We start from the raw sequence: 23689 nt of genomic DNA, 5'->3' as shown, positions 1-23689 counted from the left end.
CACAACTAGGCCGCTCTGCGCTCGTCTTCGTCGGCAGTGTCGCTGATGTGTTCCTCCAGCGAAGCGGAATGGTCGGTGTACTGGAAGTGCGGTCGCTTGTCGCCGATGTACGAGGTCATCCACGACACCACCGCAACGTAGCGGTTCCGGAAGCCGACCAGGTACATCAGGTGCACCGCGAGCCACATGATCCACGCGATCGGTCCCGACATGTCGACCTTGCCGAACAGTCGTGCCACCGCGCTGAAGCGGCCGACGATCGACATGCTGCCCTTGTCGGTGTACTCGAACGGCGTTCCCGCGTCGACCTTTCCGATGATCATCTTCGCAACGTGCCTGCCCTGCTGCATCGCCACCGGCGACTGACCGGGCAACTTGTTCAGCGATGTCACGTCGCCGATCGCGTAGATGTCCTTCGCCGAACCGACCGTCAGGTCGTCGTGCACGAGAAGCCGTCCGGCACGGTCGGTCTCACACCCGGTCCGCTCGGCGACGGTGGCCGCCAGATCACTGGCCTGCACGCCCGCCGACCAGATGACCGTCTTGGCGGCGAACGTCTTCGACGTCTTGGTGTCCACGTCCTGCACCGTCACCACGTCGTCGGCGATATCGGTGACCATGGCACCGGTGACGACGTCGACGCCCGACTTCTCGAGCTTCGTACGGGCGTACGCGCTGAGCTTGCCGCCGAACGCCGGCAGCACTTCCTTGACACCGTCGACGAGGGTCACCGTGACGTCGTCGGGATCGATGTCCGGGAACGAACCGGCGAAGTAGCGGTGCGCGAGATCCCTGATCTGACCTGCGAGCTCGACACCCGTCGCGCCTGCACCGACGACGACGAAGCTCAACAGCTCCTTACGAGCAGCCGAATCGGTTGTCAGGTGCGCGGATTCGTAGCAGCTCAGAATCTGCTCACGCAGAGCGATCGCGTCGTCGACGGTCTTGAGCGCGAACGTGCGGTCCTTGAACTCGTCACGACCGAAGTACGCCTGCGTGGCTCCCGTGGCGACGATGAGACGACCGAAGCCGATGGTGTGGCTCTGCCCGGCACCGATGTAGGTGACCTGGTGCGCCTCGGGATCGACATCGACGACGCGTCCGAGACGCACGTCGGCCGACTCGTACTGCGCGAGAATGCGCCTGATCGGCGGGGCGATCTCGCCCGTCGAGAGCATTCCGGTTGCGGCCTGGTAGAGCAGCGGCTGAAAGAGGTGTTCGGTGGTGCTGGAGATCAGCGAGAACGTCACACCGGCCTTGCCCAGAGACTTGGCGGCGGCCAATGCTCCGAATCCCGATCCCACGATGACGACGTCGTACGTTTGCACAGCACTTTCCTTTTCGGCTCGAGTCTTTTCCTCTACGAAGAACTACCTCCATGAAACTCCGACCGCGATGCTCTATCAACGCGGAAGTTGAAATAGCATCTATGAGCAGAACTCATGATTGAATGGCCGCATGGAACTGCGGCAGCTGAAATACTTCCTCGCGGTCGGGGAGGAACTGAACTTCTCCCGCGCTGCCGAACGCTGCTACGTCTCGCAATCGGCGATCAGCCTGCAGATCTCCAAGCTGGAACGAGAAATCGGTGAGCCCCTGTTCGAGCGAACCTCTCGTACCGTCCGATTGACCGTTGTCGGAGCACAATTGGTGTCCATCGCCCGGCACATGGTGGAGCTGGAGCAAGCCGCCCTGGCGCTGACGACGCGCAAACGTAATCAGCTGCGCCTGACCGGAAACATGACCTTCGCAGCCAACGCCATCTCCGCCATCGTCGCGGTACGCGAGCGCCATCCCGACGCCGAGATCGACTTCGTCCTGAAACGATTCGCAGAACAGATCGAAGCGGTGACGTCCGGCGACTGCCAGGTGGCGTTGATCCGCGGCAGCGTCGAACGCTCCGGTCTGCACGTCACCGAGCTGTGGACCGAAGACCTCGTCGTCGTCCTCCCCGAGGGGCATCCTCTGGCGGGTGAGAGCAACCCGAGTCTGAGTCAGCTCGCCGGCTACCCCCTGCTACTTCCCAAACGGAGCGAGCAGATCCTGCTGCACCGGGTGATCGAGCGTGAGATGAAACGGAGCGGACTGCCACTGAGCTTCGGACCGCCCGTCGCGTCCGATCACACCGCGAGCGCCGAACTCCTCAAGAACCCACAATGCTGGTCCATCCTGTACGCCAGCACCGCCGACAGCACCCCCAAGACCGGCCTGGTCTTCCGCACCGAGGCCGACCGCAGGCTGCGACTACCGGTATCGGCAGTGGTCGACGCGACCGTGCCCATCACCGACATTCAACGCGACCTGGTGGCCGCCCTGGCAGCGACGGCACCGGTTCAACCCGCCACCCCTGCGAGCTGAGCGAACGCGGCATCGGCGTCGAACAATTCGGCGCGATCGTACGTCGACGTCGACGCCATGATCTCGTTCGCGCGGGTGCGCTCGACCACCTCCTCCAGCCGCGGACGGACCTGCCCTGCCGTGCCGAGGATGCTCGACGCCAACGACGCCTCGATTCGGTTCCGCGTCTGCGGCGTCCACTGTGATTCATCGATCCCCGACGCCGGTTGCAGAGCCGGGAACTCACCCTCACGTCTGGATCTGGCCATCGCCCACGCCTCCGGGACGGCGAGCCTGCGGGCATCGGCGGTGTCCGCTGCGATGGTCACGTCCAACGAAACGATCACGTACGGTGAGGGATTCGACGGCGAGGGACGAAAATGCTTGCGGTAGAGCGCCAATGGATCGTCCTGATGCACTATCGGTCCGCCGACGACGACCGGAAGCCCGGCGCGAGCGGCAACCTCGAGACCGGCTCCCGTCGCGAGTACGAACACCGGTGGAGACGGGACAGCGGGCCGGGCCGTCACCGAACCCGAACCGTCCAGATAGGAACGCAATTCGGCGACGTCGGCCTCGAACGTGTCCATCCGCTCACTGCGCAATGCTGCCCGAACCGGTTCGGTGAAACCGAGGGAGCGACCGACACCGAGGTCGATCCGGTCGGGAAACAGAGACTCCAACATCAGAAATTGCTCGGCCACGACCAGCGGCTGATGGTTGGGCAGCATCACTCCGCCGGATCCGACGCGGATGCGCGAGGTGCGCGACGCCACCGCCGCAGCCAGCACCGCCGGCGCACCCGACGCGATCCCGGGAACGCCGTGATGCTCGGCCACCCAGAACCGATGCAACCCGATCTTCTCCGCATGTACCGCTCGTTCGACGGTATGGCGCAGCGCCGAGGCGTCGTCGAAACCGGATCGCGTGCGGGACCTGTCGAGCAATGAGAAGAACACGGATATCTCAACCGACGAGGCGTCGGGCATATTTCTCGAACTGTTCGTTCGACGCGGACCGAATGTGTCCGCAATGGCGCTCATCATTGCGTCATGAACCTCACCATGAAGCTCGAACTCGTCACCCTCGCAGTCACCGACGTGGACCGCGCCAAGGACTTCTACGTATCGATCGGTTTCGACGCCGACCACGATGCCCGCCCCTGGGACGGCATCCGATACGTCCAGCTCACTCCCCCGGGCTCGGCGTGCTCCATCGCGATCGGCGAGAACATCACCGACGCCGAGCCGGGCAAGGGCGCCGGAATCCTGATGGTTGTCGACAACGTCCAGCAGGCCTACGAGCACCTCACCTCAGCCGGCCTGAGCATCGACCCGCCGAAGGACGAGGGCTGGGGCACGTTCGTGTACTTCGCCGACCCCGACGGCAACAAGTGGTCGGTGCAGCAACTGCCCGCACAGTCCTGATCAGCGCTGACCGGGACCGAAGGCCAGCCGAGCCAGGATGCCGCGGTGGTCGGAGCCGGGAATCGTCACGGCTTCCACCGATCCAACGGCCAGATCTGCCACCAGAACGTGGTCGATGGCGATCACCGGCGGATACCACGTGTGCGCCGGGTACGTCCTGAGCATGCCCGCCCCTGTGGCCACCGCCGCATCGACGAACCGGCCGTCCTGGAGATCTCGGTACCGCCGATGGTCCTGCGTCGCGTTGAAGTCGCCCGCCACCACCACCGGACCGTCGTCGACGGGGATCTTGGCCAGCAGCTGGCGCAACAGCCCCAGCTCACGTACCCATTCGGACGGCTCCCGCGGCCACGGCGGCACCGGATGGACTGCGAACACCAGCGGCCGGCCCGGCATCTCCACCCGCGCGGAGAGCAGTTCTGTCACGAAACCGTCGTGACGCTGCTCGTCGACGAGCGGGAAGCGACTGTAGATTCCGGTGCCCTCGCCGCCGGGAGCAGCGCTGACGTGCGCGTACGGCAACGAGCCGGACAGCACCGGGCGGAGGCGGGCGTCGGCCTCCGGCGTCAGTTCGACGAGAGTGAGCACGTCGGGTCGGTGCCGCTCGACCAGCGCGACCAACGCGTCGGGATCGGCCTGACCCAACCAGATGTTGGCATGCAACACCGTCAGCTCCGACTCGGCCGCCGTCCGGGAGCGGTGCCTGTGCAGAGGAATCTGTGTGGCGGCGGCGCCCACCGATACAACCGCGCCCGCCGCCAGCCCCCACCAACCGAACGCCACGGCCGCGAGAACAGTGCCCGGCACCGCGGCGAGCATGAGGACATGTGCCAAAGCACCGAAGACGAGCATCGCCTGCCCACGGGCGTCGGCAAGGTGCGCTGCGATGCCCACTACCGCTGCCAAGAGCAGTAACAGAGCCACCGATGCCGAAACCATGAGCGGAGTGTGACAGGCAAACCTGAGGCCGAGCTGGGAGCCGTCCCTATATCCGACCGAAGTGTTCGCTTTCTTACAGCAAACACGACACAATCGAGAGCGCTGTCCGCACGTACTAGGGGGAAGTTTTCCGTGAATCGAAGGCAACTGCTGCGTTTGGCCGCTGCCGGAATGCTCGGCGCTGCCGCCGCTCCGGTCCTGGGCTCCGCCGGGGCACCGGGTTCTTCCACAGCAGGCGCACTCCCCATCGGCGCCGAACGAATCCGATCACTGGTCCCCGAGCTGTTCGCCGATCCCCCGCGCCCACCGGACCACTCTCCCGTCCTCGTCATCGGCTCCGGATTCGGTGCCAGCGCTGCCGCCCTTCGTATGGCACAGGCCGGCACCCAGGTCACCGTCCTCGAACGTGGACTGCGCTGGCCACGTGACCCGTGGCGCGAGATCTTCACCGCCGACATGACCGCCGACGGACGCGGACTGTGGCAGCAGACCTCGTTCACCAACATCACCGGAATGCCCGTCGGACCGGTCGACCTGTTCGGCGGCGTACTCGACACCACCCGGTACGAAAACCTCTCGGTCTGGCGCGGCGCTGCCGTCGGCGGTGGCTCGATCGTCTACACCGGCGTCACCATCGCCCCCGACAAGAAGTTCTTCGACGCCTCCTTCGGCGGACGCCTGAACTACGACGAGATGGCGGCCACCTGGTACCCGAAGGCGCGCTCGATGCTCCGGCCGTCGCCGATGCCCGAGGACGTCTACAACAGCCCGAACTTCTCGCACTCGCGCACCTGGGACGACCACGCCCGGCGGGCCGGGTTCACCCCACAGGCAGTGGACGGCAACTGGAACTGGAACGTCGTCCGCGACGAGCTCGCCGGACGCTCGCGACCGTCCGCGACCGTCGGCGCGAGCACCTTCGGCAACTCCAACGGCGCCAAGCACGACCTGACGCAGAACTACATCCCCCAGGCCGAGGCCACCGGCCGCGCGACGGTGTGCCACAGCCACCGCGTCGCAGCGATCGGCACCGAATCCGGCGACCGCTACCGCGTCGAGATCGAACGCCTCGACCCGTTCGGCAACATCGTCGAGACACGCACCGTCACCTGCGACACGCTCGTCCTCGGAGCCGGATCCATCGGCACCACCGAACTGCTGATGCGCGCCCGCACCACCGGCGCACTGCCGAACCTCAACGAATTCGTCGGCACCGGCTGGGGCACCAACGGCGACGCGTCGATGACACGGTCGCTGGGGCCGATGTCCGCCGGACCGCAAGGTGCGCCCTGCGCCTCCCGCATCGTCGACGACTCCTCACTGCCACTGACCGTCGAAAACTGGTACGTGCCAGGCGTTCCCGTGAACCTCGGATTCATCGGCTCACTCGGCATGACCATCGACCCACTGCGCGGAAACTTCGGATTCGATTCCGCCACAGACCGATTGACGCTGAATTGGCCGAAGGGCGGCAGCCGGGACACCGTCGAAGCCCTACGCGCAGTTCAGAATCGGATGGCCCAGGCCGGCGGAACCATCGTCGCGGCCGAACCGTTCACCCGCGACGTCGACGACACCTTCACCGCCCACCCCCTCGGCGGCGCGGTACTGGGCGACGTCACCGACGGCTACGGCCGGGTGAAGGGTCACCCCGGGCTCTACGTCGTCGACGGTGCGTTGATCCCGGGCAGCACCGGAGCCGCGAACCCGTCGCTGACCATCACCGCACTCGCCGAACGCAACGTCGCACAGATCATCGCCGACGGTCGCTGACCGGCAGACCTGTGGGTAGACCCGCGCGCAGCGGGTAACCCACAGGTATGCCCGCCAACGATCCGACCGAACGCACCATCGCCGACCGCGACGTCGAAAAGCGCTGGAACGACCCCGTCGTCTTTCGCAGAGCGGCCGGATACTGTGCGGTCGTGGTGGCGGTGGCTGCGGCACTGACCGCACTGTTCCTGGTCGTCGACCGCACGAATCCCGTGTTGGCCGCGTCGGTGCCCGCAGTGTGCTTCCTCGGCGGCATCGGAGCTCTGACGTTGGGATACAGGTCCTACCGTGCCGGTGGCACGTGGCCGATCTGGCAGGGCGCCGCATGGTTGCTGTTCACCGTGATGCTGCTCGGTCTGGCGATGCCGATGTTCGCGATCCGTCAATGACCGGCGTCAGCCCAGCTGAATCTCGGGGCGGCCTTCGGGGACGGTGACCGTCGCTGCGGTTCGTACCGATGCCCCCGGTGTGGAGACGCGATCGAGAACCCTGACCTCCGAACGCCATTCGGTGTTCGTCAGCGTGCCACGGAGATAGCCGCGCCGAGCATTTCCGTACTTGACATGCGGAGAACCTTCGGCGATGGCCGCACCGGCCGAGTCGACATCGGCACCGTCCTTACCCGACGCGATCGAGGTGGTCGCGATCTCCACACCTTGGATCGGCGACGCCTGATCCTGGTAGTCGCGGCGCAGTTCGGAGACGATCGTGCGATGAATGTCGCCGACGATCGACGCGACGTTCTTCGTGCCGCGATCCCTGGCCCCGTCCAGAATTCGGTGCCGCGATGCCTCGTATCCGCTCCACGGGTCCATCCCGACCTTGCGATCGCTGCCGAGCCCACGGGCCAGGTCCGAGATGACCGTCTGGTGCGCCAGGAAGTTCCACCTCGACGGTGATCCGAAACCGTCCAGTATCCACTTCTCCTGCGCTGCACCGGTGATCGTGCGCGACGGATCTGCCGTCTCGGCGTCCTGCGCATGCTCGCCGTCGCCGTGCGCCTGATCGCTGCGGTACTGCCGCGTGTCCAGTACCGAGAAGTCCACCAGATCTCCGAACGAGAACCGGCGATAGACCGTCATGTCCGGTCCGACGGGCTTCAGATTCGCCCGAACCGGAGTGTTCTCCCACCACGCCTTGAACGCATCGGCTCTGCGCAACAGGAACTCTCGCGGATCGTCGTCGTCCTGGCTGATCTGCGAGGCCCAGTTGTTGTCCACCTCGTGATCGTCGAACGTCGAGACGAACGGTGCCGACGCGTGGGCCGCAGCAAGATTCTCGTCCGCCTTGTACAGCGCATATCGGTCGCGATAGTCGCTGAGCCCCATGGTTTCTCGGGCAGCGGATTCGGTGCGCGGCTCGCCCTGCCTGGCACCCTCGTCCTTGATCGCGTACTCGTAGATGTAGTCGCCCAGAAAGAACACCACATCGAGATTCGACGCGGCCAAGTCCTGGTACGCGCCGAAGTAGCCGTCCTCCCACTTCTGGCACGACGCCCACGCGAAGTCGAGCTTGCTCAACGGTTGACCCAGTGCCGGTGCAGTTTTGGTGCGGCCCACCGGGCTGGCATGCGGCCCGACGAGGAAGCGATAGAAGTACTCGCGAGCTGGCTCGAGACCTCGGACGTCGACGTGAATCGACCAGCCGTCGAACTCGGTGGCCAGCTCGATACCTTCGCGGGTGATGCTCGCGAATCGCTCGTCCGCCGAGATCTGCCACCGCACCGGCACCACGCCGGGAGTCATTCCACCACGTGGCGCGAAGGGATCGGTGGCGAGTCTGGTCCACAGCACCACCGAATCGGGCAGTGGGTCGCCGGATGCCACGCCGAGGCGGAACGGGTAGTCCGGGGTCACCACGGACTGCGCACCTGCCGTCGCCGTGGTTCCCGCGAGTTCGGGAGTGAACGCCAGCGCCCCCACCAGCGCACTCCATGTCAGGAACTGTCGACGCGTGGCCCCGGCACGCAGAGAGATGTCCTGCCCGAACCGTATCTCGTTACCCCGTCTCACCATCCTTCGAGGCTCTCGCGCCCGAGCGAACTGTGCCCGTCATCGGTCGAACGGGAAAGTGAACACGACGTTGTCATTCGATTCAGGACCGAAGTCGTCCGCGACCTCGGCCACACTCGAGCGCATGACGAACATCGACCGCACCGGCTCCCAAATCGACCACCTCAACATCGGCGTCACCGATCTCGCCGCCAGCGCCGAGTTCTACGGTGCTGCACTCGCACCGCTGGGGATCAGCGAAATCATGCGGGTACCGCACACCCCCGAGGCCAATCAGCTCGCCATGATCGCGTTCGGCTGGGCGAACGTGAAGCCCTTCTTCTGGATCGTCGACGCACCGGGATCGGCTATCGGACCCCATACCCATCTCGCGTTCAGCGCCCCCGATCGCGCCACCGTCGACGCCTTCCACGCGGCAGCAGTCTCGGCAGGAGCAGTCGAGCTCCGGCCGCCGGGACTGCAGCCGGAATACCACGCCACGTACTACGGATCCTTCGTGCGCGACCTCAACGGCATCGACCTCGAAGCCGTCTGCCATCACGAGTGATTCGCCCCGTAGCCACCTGATGAAGGTGTCACTGCGGCCGAGGCAGCGTCCCGTTGGTTCGCACGTGGTCGCGCAGACGAGTGAGAATCGATCCGAGAGCGTCGACCTCCTCGGTTGCCAACCCGTCGAAGAACAATCGATGCACCAGCTCGACGTGACCCGGTGCCGACGCGCCCAGCGCCGCCCGACCCGCCTCGGTCGGAACGGCATCCGTGGCGCGGCCGTCGGTGGTCGAGACCGTCCGCTCGGTGAGTGATCACCGCACTCCTCACCGACGCTGCCGGCCTGTCCTTCTCCGTCACAGTCGAACCCGCCGTGCTCGGCGACGTCGCACGCATCTCCTGGGCACTCTCGCCACCCGACGCCCCAGCCGTCGTCACCGGCCAGGACTTCGCCGTCATCGAGGACGGCACGATCGCCGAGCTGTACACGTTCATCGACCGGAGATAGCCGGTCGAACCGTCAGGCTTGCACGACCCACACCGAATTGCCGTCGGGATCACGCAGCGCGAACATGGGCGGAACACCGTCGACTTCTTCCATGAAGTCGTCGAGATCGACTCCGCCGAGTGCACTCAGACGCTTGTGTTCGGCCGCGACGTCGGCTGTCTCGACACCGATGGATCCGCCGCCGGGCGTTCCTCCCATCGGCGGATTCAGGGCGAGCCGCGCCGTCGAACCGGGCGGAGCCACCTCGACCCACCGGTATTCGTTTTCGGGGCCGAACCGCAGATCGCCGCGAATCTCGAAGCCGAGCACGCATGAATAGAAGTCGAGAGCTGCGTCCTGATCTGCGACGGTGAACATGGCCACGCCGATGTTCACGATGGTGCTGGGTTCTTGGTTGGTCATAGCGATACAGACCCGAGCCACGCCGAAAACTAAGCGCCCCACGGCGGTAGCTTCTGTACATGGACGATGCGCTCTCGCGATCCGTCGGCTCACGACGGATCGCTTTCCTGGTGTTCGACGGGGTGAAGATGCTCGATTTCGTCGGACCCGCCGAGGTCTTCGTCGAATCGAATCAGCAGCCCGCCGTCGAATACGAGGTGGTGATCCTCTCACCCGGCGGCGGAGACGTCAGCACCTCGATCGGGACGACGGTGTCCACTCGTCCGGTCGCGGAATCCGGACGATTCGACACCGTGATCATCGCCGGTAGTGAATTCGATCCGATTCGCCTGGTCACGGCCGAACTCGTCGGAGCCGCAGCCGATCTCGCTGCACGGACCCGTCGGATGGCATCGGTGTGCACAGGGGCGTTCGTACTCGCCGCGGCCGGACTACTCGACGGCCGGCGAGCGACGACGCACTGGAAGTTCACGTCCGACCTGCAACGCCTCTACCCCGCCCTCACGGTCGATCCGGACGCCATCTTCGTCCGAGACGGCCGCCTGTACAGCTCGGCGGGCGTTGCGGCCGGCATCGACCTCGCACTGGCTCTCGTCGAGGACGACCACGGCCCCGAAGTGGCGCGGGCTGCGGCGCAGGGACTGCTGGTGTACATGCAGCGAGGCGGTGGACAATCGCAGTTCTCGTCGTCGCTGTCGGGCCCGATCCCCCGTACCGGAACAGTCCGCCGAGTGGCCGACCACATCCGGGACAACCCCCGGCTACCCCACACCGTGGCAGAGCTGGCTCGGTTCGCGGCACTCAGCACCCGTCAGCTCACCCGCCTGTTCCAGTCCGAACTCGGCAGCTCGCCGGCCGAATTCGTCGCGTCGACAAGATTCGAGTTGGCTCGTGAGGCCCTGCACACCGGGTACACCGTCGGCGAGGCCTCCCGTCGAGCCGGGTATTCGAGCTGCGAAGTGATGCGACGAGCGTTCGTCGCCCGAATCGGGACCTCCCCGCGCAGCTATCAGCAGCGGTTCGCGCCCCAACTGCCGATGTCGCAAAACGAGCGGTTCTCGACCCACACGGTGGTACCGCGCAGCTAGCAGTCCGGGCAAGACTGCTTTCATGCCAACCATCACAACACCGGACAACGTCGAGATCTTCTACAAGGACTGGGGGTCGGGTCAGCCTGTCGTCTTCAGCCACGGCTGGCCACTGTCGTCGGACGACTGGGACGCCCAGATGATGTTCTTCCTCGAGCACGGCTATCGCGTCGTCGCCCACGATCGACGCGGTCACGGGCGGTCCCAACAGGTCGGTGACGGGCACGACATGGACCACTACGCCGACGACCTCGCCGCCGTGGTCGAAGCCCTCGATCTGACCGACGCGATCCACGTCGGCCACTCCACCGGCGGCGGCGAGGTAGTCCGCTACCTGGCGCGCCACGGAGAGGAACGCGCAGCCAAGGCGGTGCTGATCAGTGCGGTACCGCCGATCATGGTCAAGACCGACGACCACCCCGGCGGTATCGAGAAGTCGTTCTTCGACGACGTCCAGGTTCAGGTCGCCACGCGCCGCGCCGACTTCTTCCGCACCTTCGCCGAGGGCCCCTTCTACGGCTACAACCGGCCCGGGGCCACCCCGTCGGAAGGCGTCATCGCCAACTGGTGGCGTCAGGGAATGATCGGGGGTGCGAAAGCCCACTACGACGGCGTGGTCGCCTTCTCACAGACCGACTTCACCGACGACCTGCGTGGGGTGAACATTCCGACGCTGGTGCTACACGGCGAGGACGACCAGGTGGTGCCCTACGAGAACGCGGGTGTGCTCTCGGCGAAGCTACTGCCCAACGGCACGCTGAAGACCTACCCCGGCTTCCCGCACGGCATGCCGACGACGGAAGCAGCGACGATCAACGCCGACATGCTGGAGTTCTTCCGGTCCTGACGCATCACGGTCACAACCGACGACAAAGCCCCGCATCGACCGAAGTCGATGCGGGGCTTTGTCTGCAGGCTCTGTCGTCGTGAGCGGAAATTCGTAGTGGGCTACGAAGTTCTGCTCACATGCGACGGAGTCGCTCTAGCGGTATTCGTTGGAGAAACCGTAGTCGTCGAGCGGCACTGCAGCGCCGGTTCCCTGGCCGAAGCCATCCGGGCTGTAGTACTGATCGTCGTACGACGGCACCGCGTATGCCGCGGCACGCGCCTCCTCGGTCGGCTGCACCGTGATGTTCCGGTACCGGTTGATGCCGGTACCAGCCGGGATGAGCTTACCGATGATGACGTTCTCCTTGAGACCTATGAGCTTGTCGCTACGGCAATTGATCGCCGCATCGGTCAGCACACGAGTGGTCTCCTGGAAGGACGCAGCCGACAGCCACGAGTCGGTGGCCAGCGATGCCTTGGTGATACCCATCAGGACCGGACGTCCGGCTGCGGGCTCGCCACCCTCGGAGACGACGCGACGGTTGCTCGACTCGAACTCGCTGCGCTCGGTCAGTGACCCGGGCAGGAATTCGGTGGAGCCGCTGTCGATGATCGTCACGCGACGGAGCATCTGACGCACGATCGTCTCGATGTGCTTGTCGTGAATCGACACACCCTGCGACCGGTACACCTCCTGGACCTCGTTGACGAGGTGGATCTGCACCTGACGGGGACCCATCACACGCAGGACCTCGTGCGGATCGGCAGCACCTTCCATGAGCTGCTGGCCGACCTCGACGTGGTCACCGTCCGCCAGAAGGCGCTCGGTGCCGTCGTCGTGCTTGAAGACGCGCAGACGCTGACGCTTGGAGAGCTTGTCGTAGACAACCTCTTCGCCGCCGTCGTCCGGGACGATGGTGATCTTGTAGAAACGATCGCCGTCCTCGAGCTGGATGCGTCCCGACACGTCCGCGATCGGAGCCTTGCCCTTCGGCACACGTGCCTCGAACAGCTCCTGCACGCGAGGCAGACCACCGGTGATGTCATCTCCGGCAACACCACCCTGGTGGAAGGTACGCATGGTCAGCTGGGTTCCGGGCTCACCGATGGACTGCGCGGCAACGATACCGACGGCCTCACCGATGTCGACCAGCTTGCCGGTGGCCATCGAGCGGCCGTAGCAGGTGGCGCAGACGCCGGTTCCCGTGGTGCAGGTGAGCACCGAGCGAACCTTGACCGACGTGATGCCCGCAGCGAGCAGCGCGTCGATGGCCGGGTCACCGAGATCGTGTCCGCGAGCGACGATGACCGTGCCGTTCTCGTCGACAGCGTCGTTCGCCAACGTGCGGGCGTACGTGCTGGTCTCGACGTGAGCGTCGCGGATCATCTTGCCGTCGGCGGTCTTCTCGGCGATCGTCGTGACGATGCCGCGCTCGGTGCCACAGTCGGTTTCCCGAACGATGACATCCTGCGAGACGTCGACCAGACGTCGCGTCAGGTAGCCCGAGTCGGCGGTACGAAGCGCCGTGTCGGCCAGACCCTTACGAGCACCGTGCGTGTTGATGAAGTACTCGAGAACCGTCAGGCCTTCCTTGAAGGAGGACTTGATCGGACGCGGGATGAACTCACCCTTCGGGTTGGTCACCAAGCCCTTCATGCCGGCGAGCGAGCGAACCTGAGTCATGTTTCCGGCTGCGCCGGACTTCACGATCATCGGGATCGGGTTGTCGTCGGGGAAGTGGGCCTCCATGGCCTTACCGACCTGCTCGGTCGCGTCCTGCCAGATCTTGACCAGTGCGGAGTTGCGCTCGACCTTGTCGAGTGCGCCACGCTGGTACTTCTTCTCGATCTGATCGGCCTGAGCCTCGAAGGTCTCCATGATCTGCGGCTTCTCCGGCGGCACGAGGACGTCGGAGATCGAGATGGTGACACCCGAACGGGTGGCCCAGTAGAAGCCAGCGTCCTTGAGCTTGTCGACGGTCTGCGCGACCACGATCATCGGGTAACGCTCGGCGAGATCGTTGATGATGGTCGACTGACGCTTCTTCGGCATCTGCTCGTTGACGAACGGGTAGTCCGCCGGAAGCAGCTCGTTGAACAGCACGCGTCCCAGAGTGGTCTCCGCGGTCCACGCGTCGCCGCGGTTCCAGCCCTCGGGGAACAACTCGTTCTCGATGTCACGCGGCGGGCGCTGTGTGGTGAGACGAACCCGAATCTGCGACTGCACCGTGAGCGCTCCACGGTCGACGGCCATCTGAGCCTCGGCCGGGGAGGAGTACGCCCCGAACTCGGCCTGATCGGTCGATGCGTCGACGCGCTCGCCGACAGCACCGGCGTCGAGACGCGTCAGGTGGTATAGACCCGTCACCATGTCCAGACGCGGCATGGCGAGCGGACGGCCCGATGCCGGCGAGAGGATGTTGTTCGAGGACAGCATCAACACGCGTGCCTCGGCCTGAGCCTCGGCGGACAGCGGGAGGTGGACAGCCATCTGGTCACCGTCGAAGTCGGCGTTGAACGCCTCACACACGAGCGGGTGCAGCTGGATGGCCTTGCCCTCGACGAGCTGCGGCTCGAACGCCTGAATGCCCAACCGGTGCAGGGTGGGTGCACGGTTCAGCAGCACGGGGTGCTCGGCGATGACCTCTTCGAGAACGTCCCACACCTGCGGACGCTGACGCTCGACCATGCGCTTGGCCGACTTGATGTTCTGCGCGTGGTTCAGATCCACCAGGCGCTTCATCACGAACGGCTTGAACAGCTCGAGAGCCATCAGCTTCGGCAGACCACACTGGTGCAGCTTGAGCTGCGGGCCGACGACGATGACCGAACGGCCCGAGTAGTCGACGCGCTTGCCGAGGAGGTTCTGACGGAAGCGACCCTGCTTGCCCTTGAGCAAGTCGGACAGCGACTTGAGCGGACGGTTACCCGGTCCGGTGACCGGACGCCCACGACGGCCGTTGTCGAACAGGGCGTCGACCGACTCCTGCAGCATCCGCTTCTCGTTGTTGACGATGATCTCGGGGCACCGAGATCGATCAGACGCTTGAGGCGGTTGTTGCGGTTGATGACGCGGCGGTACAGGTCGTTGAGGTCGGACGTCGCGAAACGTCCACCGTCGAGCTGCACCATCGGACGAAGTTCCGGCGGGATGACCGGGACAGCGTCGAGAACCATGCCCATCGGCGAGTTGCGGCCGGCCTGGAACGCAGCGACGACCTTCAGACGCTTGAGCGCACGCAGCTTCTTCTGACCCTTGCCACTGCGGATGGTCTCGCGAAGAGACTCCGCCTCGGCATCGATGTCGAAGGTCTGCATGAGCTTCTGGATCGACTCGGCACCCATGGCACCGGTGAAGTACTCGCCGTACCGGTCGATGAGCTCGCGGTAGATGAGCTCGTCCACGATGAGCTGCTTGGGAGCGAGCTTGGTGAACGTGGTCCAGATCTCCTCGAGACGATCGAGCTCACGCTGCGCGCGGTCACGGAGCTGACGCATCTCACGCTCGCCACCGTCCTTGACCTTGCGGCGCACGTCGGACTTGGCACCCTCGGCTTCGAGCTCGGCGATGTCGGCTTCGAGCTTCTGCGCACGAGCCTCGAGATCGGCGTCGCGCTGATCTGCGACGGCCTTCTTCTCGACCTCCATCTCGGCCTCGAGCGTCGAGAGCTCGTTGTGACGGAGCTCGTCGTCGACCGTCGTGATGACGTAGGCAGCGAAGTAGATGATCTTCTCGAGATCCTTCGGAGCCAGGTCGAGCAGGTAGCCCAGACGCGACGGCACACCCTTGAAGTACCAGATGTGCGTGACGGGAGCCGCCAGTTCGATGTGGCCCATGCGCTCACGACGCACCTTGGCGCGAGTGACCTCGACGCCACAGCGCTCACAGATGATGCCCTTGAAGCGGACGCGCTTGTACTTGCCGCAGTAGCACTCCCAGTCCCGAGTGGGGCCGAAGATCTTCTCGCAGAAGAGGCCGTCCTTCTCGGGCTTGAGCGTGCGGTAGTTGATGGTCTCCGGCTTCTTGACCTCGCCGTAGGACCACTGACGGATGTCGTCCGCAGTGGCAAGGCCAATGCGAAGTTCATCGAAGAAGTTGACGTCGAGCACGTAACTTCCTTTCCCCGTTATGGGTGTTGTGATACCGAATCAGAAAAAGCGTGATCACCCCCGTGCCTGCAGTGACGCAGGCACGGGGATCACAGAACTACTGAGCGAGGTCGTCGACCGTGGCAGCTTCGTTGCGGGAGAGGTTGATTCCCAGGTTGGCTGCGGCACGCTCGAGGTCTTCGTCGTCACCGTCGGCCATCGTGATGGCTGCGCCGTCCGAGGACAGCACCTCCACGTTGAGGCACAGCGACTGGAGCTCCTTGAGGAGCACCTTGAAGGACTCGGGGATACCGGGCTCCGGGATGTTCTCGCCCTTGACGATCGCCTCGTACACCTTCACGCGGCCGACAACGTCGTCCGACTTGATGGTGAGAAGCTCCTGCAGCGTGTACGCGGCACCGTAGGCCTGCATGGCCCAGCACTCCATCTCACCGAAGCGCTGACCACCGAACTGTGCCTTACCACCGAGGGGCTGCTGCGTGATCATCGAGTACGGCCCGGTCGAACGAGCGTGGATCTTGTCGTCGACCAAGTGGTGCAGCTTGATGATGTACATGTAGCCCACCGACACCGGGTACGGGAACGGCTCGCCGGAACGGCCGTCGAACAACGTGGCCTTTCCGTCGGGTCCGACCATCTGCTCGCCGTCGCGGTTGGGGATCGTGCTCTCCAGCAGGCCGGCGAGCTGATTCTCCTTGGCACCGTCGAACACCGGAGTGGCGATGTTGCTGTCGGCCGGAGCCGCCAACATCTCCTCGGGCAGACGCTCGGCCCAATCGGGCTTCGTGCCGTCCGCGGCGATCTGAACGTTCCAACCGGTCTTGCCGATCCAACCCAGGTGGGTCTCGAGGACCTGACCGATGTTCATACGACGCGGAACACCATGGGTGTTGAGGATGATGTCGATCGGGGTGCCGTCGGGCAGGAACGGCATGTCCTCCTGCGGGAGGATCTTGCCGATGACGCCCTTGTTGCCGTGACGGCCGGCGAGCTTGTCGCCGTCCTGGATCTTGCGCTTCTGAGCCACGTAGACGCGGACCAGCTCGTTGACGCCGGGAGGCAGATCGTCGTCGTCGTCGCGCGAGAAGACGCGGATGCCGATGACCTTTCCGTTCTCGCCGTGCGGAACCTTGAGCGAGGTGTCGCGAACTTCGCGAGCCTTCTCACCGAAGATGGCGCGCAGCAGGCGCTCTTCGGGGGTCAGCTCGGTCTCGCCCTTCGGCGTGACCTTTCCGACCAGCACGTCGCCGTCACGAACCTCGGCACCGATCCGGATGATGCCGCGCTCGTCGAGGTCTGCGAGGACCTCGTCGGAGACGTTCGGGATGTCGCGAGTGATCTCCTCGGCACCGAGCTTGGTGTCGCGAGCATCGATCTCGTGCTCCTCGATGTGGATCGAGGTGAGAACGTCCTCTTCCACGAGGCGCTGCGACAGGATGATCGCGTCCTCGTAGTTGTGGCCCTCCCACGGCATGATCGCCAGCAGCAGATTCTTGCCGAGTGCCATCTCACCGTTCTCGGTGCAGGGGCCGTCGGCGAGGACCTGGCCGGACTCGACACGCTGGCCCTCGTCCACGATCGGACGCTGGTTGGCGCACGTGCCCTGGTTGGAGCGCGCGAACTTGCGCATCCGGTAGGTCTTGCGCGATCCGTCGTCGGCCATGACCGTGACGTAGTCGGCGGAGACCTCTTCGACGACACCGGTCTTCTCGGTGATGACGACGTCACCGGCATCGACGGCTGCACGCAGCTCCATGCCGGTTCCGACGATCGGCGACTCGCTGCGAACCAGCGGGACGGCCTGACGCTGCATGTTGGCACCCATCAGGGCACGGTTGGCATCGTCGTGCTCGAGGAACGGAATCATCGCGGTCGCGACGGAAACCATCTGTCGCGGTGAGACGTCCATGTAGTCGATGTCGTCGGACGAGACGAACTCGACCTCTCCACCCTTACGACGGACGAGAATCTTGTCCTCGATGAAGTGGCCCGAATCGTCGACCGGAGAGTTCGCCTGCGCGAGCGTGTGGCGATCCTCCTCGTCGGCGGTCAGGTAATCGACCTCGTCGGTGACCTTGCCGTCGACGACCTTGCGGTACGGGGTCTCGATGAACCCGAACGGGTTGACGCGTGCGTACACCGAGAGCGATCCGATCAGGCCGATGTTCGGGCCTTCCGGGGTCTCGATGGGGCACATGCGGCCGTAGTGCGACGGGTGAACGTCGCGGACCTCGAGGCCGGCGCGCTCACGAGAGAGACCGCCGGGTCCCAGTGCCGACAGACGACGCTTGTGTGTCAGGCCCGACAGCGGGTTGTTCTGGTCCATGAACTGCGAGAGCTGGGACGTTCCGAAGAACTCCTTGATCGCAGCGACGACGGGACGGATGTTGATCAGGGTCTGCGGCGTGATCGCCTCGACGTCCTGAGTCGTCATACGTTCGCGCACGACGCGCTCCATGCGGGACAGGCCCACGCGGATCTGGTTCTGGATGAGCTCGCCGACGGTACGCAGACGACGGTTGCCGAAGTGGTCGATGTCGTCGACCTCGACCGGAACCTCGACGCCGTCGGGTGCGGTCATCGAGGTCTCACCTGCGTGCAGACGCACCAGGTACTCGATGGTCGCGACGATGTCTTCCTCGGTGAGGGTCGACGCCACGATGGGCTGACCCGAGTTGAGGCCGAGCTTCTTGTTGATCTTGTAGCGACCCACGCGAGCGAGGTCGTAGCGCTTGTCCTTGAAGAACAGGTTCTCCAGCAGGGTCTGCGCCGACTCCTTGGTCGGCGGCTCGCCCGGACGCAGCTTGCGGTAGATGTCGAGGAGTGCCTCGTCGGTACCGGCGGTGTTGTCCTTCTCCAGGGTGGCCATGAGGATCTCGGAGAAGCCGAAGCGCTCCGTGATCTGCTCGGTGGACCAGCCGAGAGCCTTGAGCAGCACCGTGACGGGCTGGCGACGCTTGCGGTCGATACGGACACCGACGGTGTCGCGCTTGTCGACGTCGAACTCGAGCCATGCGCCGCGGCCGGGGATCACCTTGACGCTGTGCAGGTCCTTCTCGGTGGTCTTGTCGATCGAATGATCGAAGTAGACGCCCGGAGAACGCACCAGCTGCGATACCACGACACGCTCGGTGCCGTTGATGATGAAGGTGCCCTTGTCGGTCATCATCGGGAAATCACCCATGAAGACCGTCTGGCTCTTGATCTCACCGGTGTTGTTGTTGATGAACTCGGCCGTGACGAACAGCGGAGCCGCGTACGTCATGTCCTTGTCCTTGCACTCATCCGTCGAGGCCTTGACCTCGTCGAACCGTGGGTCGGAGAAGGACAGAGACATCGAGCCCGAGAAATCCTCGATCGGAGAGAGCTCGGTCAGGATGTCCTCGAGTCCACCGGCGACACTGCTGTCTCCCCGGGCGGCGGCACGGTCACGCCAACTCTGCGCACCTACCAGCCATTCGAACGAATCCGTCTGTACATCGAGGAGACCGGGTACCTCCAACGGCTCGCGAATGTTCGCGAACGAAACCCTCCTCGGGGCTCCCGGTGTTCCGACAACTGCCTTGGTCTGGCTAGAGACTGCCAAGATGCGTCCTTCCAGCACCTCACGCGGGTCGCTCGTGCAGTGCGACCGCCGCTGTATCTGTTTGCTATATGTGGGGCGAATTTCGGCTGGTGCAACCAGACCGAATCCCCATCACAGCGGCCCGAAAACGTGCTTTCGGGTAACAGCGATCGAGAGGTGGACAGGAGGCAGCCAGCGCAACGTCCAAAGGTACCCCAAATGTGCGCACAGCGCAACGGGGGCATCAAAAGTAGCACCCGGGGTCCATTCACGCGCTGACTCGGCGAAAGCGTGTCGCCTGCCGGACGCCCGATGCCGAAACCACTGCGCTTCGAAAAACCACTGGGGGTGCTCCTGACGACAAGACTGACCCGTGCCGCCCCCTTCGTCAAGAGGTTCGGCCCGATCCGTTTTCCGTGAGACCGCACTCGAACCGGTCGCGTCGATGGACCACTGCACCGCCGAGACGTATGCAATGGTCCATTGACGCAGCCGGGGGCGGGGACCCCGACGCGCCCCGCCCCCTGTCGTCTACCGGTCGGCCTCGCGCCACCGCGTGGCCTCGGCGAGCGTGAACCCGTGGACATCTGCCAGTTCACCCAACCGCTCCACGCTGTCGCCGTCGAGGGTGGTCCCGATGCTGCGCAGACCGAACTCACCCGACAACGCGATCAGCATCGTCTCGGCCATGCAGGCGTACGTCAACCCCGGTGCCAACCCGTAGGTCAACCCGAAATCCGAACCCGACGGCACCCGCACGATGCCGCCGTCGAACACCGTGACGTCGGGCCGCTCACTGCGCACGTCCCGGCCGATGTTCGGTGGCTGCGCCACATCGCAGACGATGGCACCCTCCATCAGATCCGTCGGATCGATCAGCGCATGCGGTGCCGACGTGGCAGCGATGACGATCAACGAATCCTTCACCGCAGCAACAGGATCGGTGAAGAACTCGACATGGCGCGATCTGATCAGATCGTCCAGATCGCCGTCGACCGCGTGCGCGGCCCCGGCCAGATCCCCCGAACCCGCACCGACCCGAGCACTCGACACCATCTCCTGCGCGGCCGCCCACAACTTGGGCGCGATGACCGAACTCTCCCCCTTCCTGCCGACCAACACGATGCCGCCGACCTCGCCGGCCAACTGCTTGCCGATGGTTCGCCCGATCGCCCCGGCGGCACCGAGAATCGTCACCCGAGCCCGCGCGACATCGATACCGCGTTCACGACACACGCGTCGGACAGCCCGCAGACTCGCCGCAGCGGTGAACGTGTTGCCGGTGGTGATCGGTCGCGTCGTCGCGCCGAGGCCCAACCCGTTCCCGGTGATCACCGACGAATAGCCGCCCAACCCGACAACCGTCGCACCGCGCGAGATCGCCAGCTCGACGGCCCCGCCCACCACAGCGAGCGCACGCTCGGTCGGCAGACGCAGCAACTGCTCGGAGGTGTACGGCAGCCCGACCAGATCGCCGTGCGCCGTCGCATCCCCACCTCCGACGACCCGGCCACTGCCGATGACGAACGACGCAGGTTCGAGCTCGGACGTCGACGCCGCGAACCGCTCGAGCAGATCCTGCCGCTCGCCGTGATCGAACACCTCGAGTGCCGGATCGAACGCCGCGAAGAACCCCAGATCGAGAGGGTGCGCGATGAACGCGAAGCGCCGATCCGTCGCCCGCACCGCGATATCGGGCGTTCGACCCGGACGCAACGCCTCGAGAGCAGGCGGAGTGGCGACGGTCGGGCGGCCGAGCAGATGCCCGAACAACCCGTCCATGTCCCCCGCTGCCGCGTACCCCAACGCCCGATCCAGTGCTGCGACCAGCCGCGAGCACTGCACCGCCGACACCGTCAGCGGCGGTTCGATCCGAATCACCCTGTTACCGAACAGGGTCGGAGCCACTCGAATCCCCTCGACGTTGAGCAGGTACGAGCAGATCACCACGGCCAGATTGTGTTGATCGGCAATCGATCCCAGCAACGACTGCCGCCCGACCATGTTGACGTCCGCGGTGAATTCCATGCCGAGCAACAACCCGCGTCCGCGCACCTCGGTGACCACCGACGGGTACTTCTCTGCCAACGCACTCAGATCGTGCTTCAACTGCCGCCCGAGAACGGCCGCGTTCTCCACCACCGCGCAGTCGTCCCGGGTCAACTCGTCGAGAACCGCGATACCCACCCGCGCAGCCAATGCGTTGCCCGCGAACGTGGACGTGTGGCGCAGCGCGAAACTCTCGTTCACCAGCCTCGGCGCACACAACACCGCACCCACCGGCACGATGCCGCCACCGAGCGCCTTGGCGACGGTCAGGATGTCCGGCACCACGCCCTCGTGCTCCGCCGCGAACATCCTGCCGGTCCGGCCGAGCCCGGTCTGCACCTCATCGAGGGCCATCAACACCCCGTGCCGATCACAGATCTCCCGCACGCGGCGCAGGTAACCGTCGGGCGGACACACCACGCCACCCTCACCCTGAATCGGTTCCACCAGAAACACCGCATAGTGCCCGGGGTCCGCCGCCAGTGCCGCGTCGAGCGCATCCGAATCACCGAACTCGATGTGATCGAATCCCTCGACCGGAGCGCCGAAACCGCTCTGGTACTTGACGTTTCCCGTCGCAGAAAGAGCACCGAGAGTCTTGCCGTGAAAACTGTTCCCGGTCGTCAACACCCCCAACCGACCGGTGTGCGCTCGCGCGATCTTCAGCGCCACTTCGGTGGCCTCGGTACCACTGTTGACGAACGTCGTCCGCGTCAATCCGTCGGGTGCGATGCGCCCCAACCGATCTGCCAGTTCACCGGCCGCGCTCAACACCGAGGGCTGTACGAAAATCGCCTCTCCACTGCAACGAACGTCGTTGACCGCCTGCCAAATCGGAGTGGGACCGTGCCCGAACGGGAGCGCACCGTACGCCCCGGCGAAGTCGAGATAGCGACGACCCGAGGCGTCGAACAGGACCGTCCCGTCGCCGCGCACGTACTCGCGATCCAGATTCAGCGCAGACAACAGCCGATACAGTTCGGGATTGACGTGCTCGGCAAACCCCGATCGACCGGACCTGGATTCCACCACGGAATATTCGATAGTTGTGTCAGTCATGACCAGCATGCTCCGTTTTCATCGGATCCACCCCTGGCTGTCGAGCTTCGATTGGTTGTCCCGAACAACCAGGGCTCGTCCCAAGCCAGGACGCAATCGCGATGGTAACGCGATGGAAAGCCGGTGACAGATGGCGGAAAAGCCCACGAAAAAGCCCCGTCCGAGCAGGGCTTCTGCGTCGAACGGGGCCGAATCGAATGCTGGCCGAGCTCCTACTGATCGTCGATGGCCGACAGCTTCCAGGTGCCGTCGACCTTCTCCATGTTCACCGTCAACGGACCCTCGGCACTGCCCGAGGCAACGCCGTTCTGGGTGGCACTGATGTTCACGTTGGCGATCAACTCGGCCATGCCGTCCTCCAGCCGCGTGACTCCGATATCGGTGACCATCGCTTCGGTCCCCGTATCCGTCTGCACCACAGCCGATTTGGTGGTTTCGGCAGTGGAGTTGAACTCGTCGAGCATCGACTGATTGAGCACTGCACGCGCCGCGTCGAAATCGGCGTCGATCGTGGCGGCCTTGTACGTGTACAGAGTCTGCAACGCATCGGTCGCAGCCGAGGTGACTTCCTGCGTCGCCGCGGAATCCACCCAGGCCGCATTGTCGATCGTGGCGAACGGCTTGAACGCGGCAACGGCAGCGAACGCGCCGAGCACGACGGCAATGACCGCAACGACGATCACGTGCTTCCAGCCGATACCCGACCCCGACGCGGTGGACGAGCCAGCGACCGTGGACGACTCAGCGGCGGTGGACGACTCGGCTGCGGTGGATTCGTCGGCAGATTCGCCTTCTGCAGGCTTGTCGAGTGCGGGTTCCTCGGTCGCGACCTTGTCGAGTGCAGGCTTGTCGAGAACAGGCTTGTCCGTTGCAGCCTTGTCCGTTGCAGGCTTGTCCGTTGCGGGCTTGTCCGTTGCGGGCTTGTCGAGAATCGGCGTGCTCGGCGGCGGAGTCGTGACAGCCGTCGTGTCGTCGGCAGCGGATCCCTCGGTGGTCGAGCCCGTGACGGTGGATGCAGCAGTCGGCTTCCCGGTGCCGGCCACCTTGCGGCGTACTTTGCTGGTGGTGGTGGGTGGAACGATCTTGCGACGCTGGGGAGGCAC

16 protein-coding genes and 1 pseudogene are annotated in these 23689 nt (G+C 64.9%); 8 read left to right on the top strand and 9 right to left on the bottom strand.

The window, feature by feature from the left end; translation table 11 throughout:
* Positions 1-5: 5 nt before the first annotated feature.
* Positions 6-1328, bottom strand: coding sequence for an NAD(P)/FAD-dependent oxidoreductase (locus NY08_RS23210; protein WP_045199057.1), 1323 nt, complete (start codon positions 1326-1328; stop codon positions 6-8).
* 130 nt (positions 1329-1458) lie between these two features.
* Between NY08_RS23210 and NY08_RS23205 the strand changes: the two genes are divergently transcribed.
* The gene (locus NY08_RS23205) at positions 1459-2358 is read left to right on the top strand and encodes a LysR family transcriptional regulator (protein ID WP_032393977.1); all 900 of its coding nucleotides are present in this window, start codon (positions 1459-1461) and stop codon (positions 2356-2358) included.
* Here the strand turns inward: NY08_RS23205 and NY08_RS23200 are convergent.
* A complete protein-coding gene (locus NY08_RS23200) occupies positions 2334-3296 on the bottom strand; it encodes an MsnO8 family LLM class oxidoreductase (protein WP_176459368.1) in 963 nt (320 codons plus the stop codon). The two genes, NY08_RS23205 and NY08_RS23200, sit on opposite strands and share 25 nt — an antisense overlap.
* A 93-nt stretch (positions 3297-3389) precedes the next feature.
* Here NY08_RS23200 and NY08_RS23195 point away from each other — a divergent pair, with 93 nt between their 5' ends.
* On the top strand, positions 3390-3764 hold the full coding sequence (locus NY08_RS23195) for a VOC family protein (protein WP_045199053.1): 375 nt from the start codon (positions 3390-3392) through the stop codon (positions 3762-3764).
* Here NY08_RS23195 and NY08_RS23190 read toward each other — a convergent pair whose 3' ends face one another.
* Positions 3765-4703 carry an endonuclease/exonuclease/phosphatase family protein gene (locus NY08_RS23190; protein WP_045199051.1) on the bottom strand — a complete coding sequence of 313 codons (939 nt, stop codon included), beginning with the start codon at positions 4701-4703 and terminating at the stop codon, positions 3765-3767.
* Between the two features lie 132 nt (positions 4704-4835).
* Between NY08_RS23190 and NY08_RS23185 the strand changes: the two genes are divergently transcribed.
* Together NY08_RS23185 and NY08_RS23180 are read left to right on the top strand one after the other, a co-directional pair.
* Positions 4836-6476, top strand: coding sequence for a GMC oxidoreductase (locus NY08_RS23185; protein ID WP_045199049.1), 1641 nt, complete (start codon positions 4836-4838; stop codon positions 6474-6476).
* Between the two features lie 47 nt (positions 6477-6523).
* Positions 6524-6865, top strand: coding sequence for a hypothetical protein (locus tag NY08_RS23180; RefSeq protein WP_045199047.1), 342 nt, complete (start codon positions 6524-6526; stop codon positions 6863-6865).
* Between the two features lie 6 nt (positions 6866-6871).
* On the opposite strand, the gene NY08_RS23175 is transcribed toward NY08_RS23180, so the two are convergent.
* A complete protein-coding gene (locus NY08_RS23175; protein ID WP_045199045.1) occupies positions 6872-8491 on the bottom strand; it encodes an alkaline phosphatase D family protein in 1620 nt (539 codons plus the stop codon).
* A 121-nt stretch (positions 8492-8612) separates the two neighbouring features.
* Between NY08_RS23175 and NY08_RS23170 the strand changes: the two genes are divergently transcribed.
* Both NY08_RS23170 and NY08_RS23165 read left to right on the top strand, forming a co-directional pair.
* Positions 8613-9035 carry a VOC family protein gene (locus NY08_RS23170; protein ID WP_045199043.1) on the top strand — a complete coding sequence of 141 codons (423 nt, stop codon included), beginning with the start codon at positions 8613-8615 and terminating at the stop codon, positions 9033-9035.
* A gap of 252 nt (positions 9036-9287) precedes the next feature.
* A complete protein-coding gene (locus tag NY08_RS23165) occupies positions 9288-9485 on the top strand; it encodes a hypothetical protein (RefSeq protein WP_045199040.1) in 198 nt (65 codons plus the stop codon).
* Positions 9486-9497: 12 nt separating this feature from the next.
* On the opposite strand, the gene NY08_RS23160 is transcribed toward NY08_RS23165, so the two are convergent.
* Positions 9498-9887 (bottom strand): VOC family protein, encoded by a 390-nt coding sequence (locus NY08_RS23160; RefSeq protein WP_045199038.1) that lies wholly within the window; start codon positions 9885-9887, stop codon positions 9498-9500.
* 59 nt (positions 9888-9946) lie between these two features.
* Here NY08_RS23160 and NY08_RS23155 point away from each other — a divergent pair, with 59 nt between their 5' ends.
* Both NY08_RS23155 and NY08_RS23150 read left to right on the top strand, forming a co-directional pair.
* Entirely contained in the window at positions 9947-10975 is a 1029-nt protein-coding gene (locus NY08_RS23155) for a GlxA family transcriptional regulator (RefSeq protein WP_082073923.1), read from the top strand.
* Between the two features lie 22 nt (positions 10976-10997).
* A complete protein-coding gene (locus NY08_RS23150) occupies positions 10998-11822 on the top strand; it encodes an alpha/beta fold hydrolase (RefSeq protein ID WP_045199036.1) in 825 nt (274 codons plus the stop codon).
* 135 nt (positions 11823-11957) lie between these two features.
* Here NY08_RS23150 and NY08_RS23145 read toward each other — a convergent pair.
* The 4 genes and pseudogenes from NY08_RS23145 to NY08_RS25705 all read right to left on the bottom strand — a co-directional run bounded on the left by NY08_RS23145 (position 11958) and on the right by NY08_RS25705 (position 23689).
* Positions 11958-15913: pseudogene (locus NY08_RS23145) on the bottom strand (DNA-directed RNA polymerase subunit beta').
* A 97-nt stretch (positions 15914-16010) separates the two neighbouring features.
* Positions 16011-19517: a DNA-directed RNA polymerase subunit beta gene (gene rpoB, locus NY08_RS23140; protein ID WP_032393968.1), complete on the bottom strand. Its 3507-nt coding sequence runs from the start codon at positions 19515-19517 to the stop codon at positions 16011-16013.
* Positions 19518-20009: 492 nt separating this feature from the next.
* Positions 20010-22586, bottom strand: coding sequence for an aminotransferase class III-fold pyridoxal phosphate-dependent enzyme (locus NY08_RS23135; RefSeq protein WP_045201022.1), 2577 nt, complete (start codon positions 22584-22586; stop codon positions 20010-20012).
* Between the two features lie 212 nt (positions 22587-22798).
* Positions 22799-23689, bottom strand: coding sequence for a hypothetical protein (locus NY08_RS25705; protein ID WP_045199033.1), 891 nt, complete (start codon positions 23687-23689; stop codon positions 22799-22801).

Origin of the sequence: Rhodococcus sp. B7740 (assembly GCF_000954115.1) — a bacterium.
GTDB lineage: Bacteria > Actinomycetota > Actinomycetes > Mycobacteriales > Mycobacteriaceae > Rhodococcoides.
The sequence above is the reverse complement of the archived record's forward strand: the minus strand, read 5'-3'. Positions and strand labels throughout refer to the sequence as shown.